This window comes from Collinsella sp. AF25-2LB (genome assembly GCF_003458415.1).
Taxonomy (GTDB): Bacteria; Actinomycetota; Coriobacteriia; order Coriobacteriales; family Coriobacteriaceae; genus Collinsella.
The window spans coordinates 1-2,195 of record NZ_QRUF01000030.1 but is presented as its reverse complement, the minus strand read 5'-3'; the positions used below and the strand labels follow the sequence as shown (position 1 = coordinate 2,195).

Sequence of the window (2,195 nt, the reverse complement as noted above, 5' to 3'; positions counted from 1 at the left end):
AGAGCTCGGCCGGCCGCATGGGGGCCCTCTCCGCCCCGCCGGACCCGCGCGAGGCCTCGATGAGCAGGCGCACGTAGCCGTCGAGCCTTTCGACACTGCCGGCTATGTCGCGCGCGGCGGCCGCGAGGTCGGCGTCTTTCTCGTTTTCCAGCTCCTCTGCCACGAAGTCGGCGTTGGCGCGCAGCACGGTGAGCGGCGTCTTGAGGTCGTGGGCGAGCGACGCCACCTGCTCGCGCTGCCCCCGCTCCGCGGCCCAGCGGGCCTCGAGCGACTCGGCGAGGGAGGTCCGCATGGCGTCCATCGCGGCGAGGACGTCGTTCACCTCGCGCACGTTGGTGCTGCCGACCGCGAAGTCGAGCTCCCCCGCGCCGACGCGCCCCGCCGCCTCCGCGAGCGGCGCCATCTTGCGCGAGATCACGCGGCTCGCGCGGCGCGCCACGAGCGCGAGCGCGAGCGCGCTTCCCGCAGCGGCGCCGACGAGCATGAGGTTCTGCGGGTTGGGAAGCAGGCCGGCGAGGTCGCGCGAGACCCACTGCGGCAGGTACTCGCTGACGAGTGCGCAGGCCCCGCCGCCCTTGAGCGGGAACGCGGCGTAGGTGAGGCCCGAGCCCCCGCCCTCGATCTCCACTGTGCCCGGATCCGCGGCGAGTGCCGCACGGGCCATTTCCGTCGCGTCCTCGAGCCGCGTGCCCTCGAGGTCTGTCATCAGCACGTGTCCGTCCTTGTTCAGGATGAGGTAGCGGTACGCCGTCGGCACGTCCTGCTGCCCGCAGACGCCGTCGCGTGCCAGGCCCTCCGCGACCTCGCGCGCATTGGCCGGCCCCCAGCTTGCCTCGTAGACGAAGCCCGCGTTGATCGCCGCGGAGAGCGCCATGAACGAGGCGAGCCACGCCGTGGCGACCGCCGCGAACGCGTAGGCGAAGTAGCGCGCGATGACGAAGGAGAGCGGCATGCCCCCGCGACCTCGCGCCCCGGTCCTCAGAGCTGCCACTTGTACCCCATCCCCCAGACGGTCGCGATCGGATCGGCGCCGGCCTCGGAGAGTTTCCTCCGGGCGCGGCTGACCTGCATGGATATGGCCGCGTCGTCGGCGTCGCTCTCCCAGCCGAGCACCGCCTCGCGTATCTGCGCGCGGCTCATGACCTGCCCGGGGTGGCGGGCGAGGTACTCGCAGATGGCGTACTCGGTAGGCGTGAGCGGCACGGCCTCGCCGCCCACCGCGAGGCCGCGCGCGCCGAGGTCAATCCGCACCTCCCCGAAGGAGAGGGCGTGCGAGCGCGGCCGGCGCTCACGGCGCAGATGGGCCGCGACCTTGGCGCGCAGCTCCGCGGCCCCGAAGGGCTTGCGGACGTAGTCGTCGGCGCCCAGGCCGTAGGCGGCCACGGCGTCCTCCTCGGCCACGCGCGCGGTCAGGAAGACGATGGGCCCGTCGAAGTCCGGGCGGATCTGCCGCACGAGCTCGAAACCGTCGAGCCCCGGCATCATGACGTCGCAGAGCACGAGGTCGAAGCGCGAGAGGTCCATCCCCGGGACCGCCGTCGGGTCCGCCGCCCTGACGACCTCATGGCCGTCGCGGCCGAGGACGCGCGCGAGCGCGTCGAGGATCGCCCGTTCATCATCCACTGCCAGTATCCTCGCCATGTTCGACCTCCTGAAACTTCCGTCGAAATTGTACTAGCGCCGCGCTCAGCGGTCCAGAGCCCTGCGCGCAGCGCCGACCCCCAGCCGGCGTCGAGCAAGTCATTCCCGCCCAGGACGGGCGCTGCGGAGAGGAGGACGAGCATGGCGGCGAGCGGCCTCCTACGCATCCGCCCTCCCGTCCTCGAAGCGGCAGAACCAGGCGAGAAGGACGGCGTCGGCTAACAGGGTGAGCACGAGGCCAGCGAGCGCAGTCGTGAGGAGAGGGCCCGCCGCGCGTGCTGCGTCGATGAAGGCCTCCACCCCGAGCGACCCCAGGCGCGCGGGCCAGGCGAGCGGCACCCAGCTCAGGGGCGTCGCCAGGGCACCGGTGAGCTCGCCGGTCATGAGGCCGTGCGCAAGTCCGCCCACTGAGAAGAACGCGAGGAGCATCCCCGCCGCGCCGGTGCCGATGGCGGCGTTGCGGCCGAGGCGCAGGGCCACGCCGAGCCCCAGCGCGTAGGGGGGCAGGCTGCCCAGCACGATGCCCGCCCAGGCGGCCGCAAGCGGAGCGGGCC

General features: G+C 73.1%; 2 protein-coding genes and 1 pseudogene. All 3 read right to left on the bottom strand.

Going from position 1 to position 2,195, the window contains the following annotated elements; genetic code table 11:
- Window positions 1-952, bottom strand: a 952-nt coding sequence (locus tag DWY51_RS09360) for a histidine kinase dimerization/phospho-acceptor domain-containing protein (protein WP_147333376.1), incomplete at its 3' end; no start/stop codon positions are given.
- A gap of 26 nt (window positions 953-978) precedes the next feature.
- Window positions 979-1,641 (bottom strand): response regulator transcription factor, encoded by a 663-nt coding sequence (locus DWY51_RS09355; RefSeq protein ID WP_117770652.1) that lies wholly within the window; start codon window positions 1,639-1,641, stop codon window positions 979-981.
- A 159-nt stretch (window positions 1,642-1,800) separates the two neighbouring features.
- Window positions 1,801-2,195 (bottom strand): annotated as a pseudogene (locus tag DWY51_RS09535) (lantibiotic ABC transporter permease); the annotation flags it as partial.

Coding starts and splice junctions, on each gene's coding strand:
- DWY51_RS09355 (WP_117770652.1), bottom strand. CDS start 1,641: ATGGCGAGGATACTGGCAGTGGATGATGAACGGGCGATCCTCGACGCG.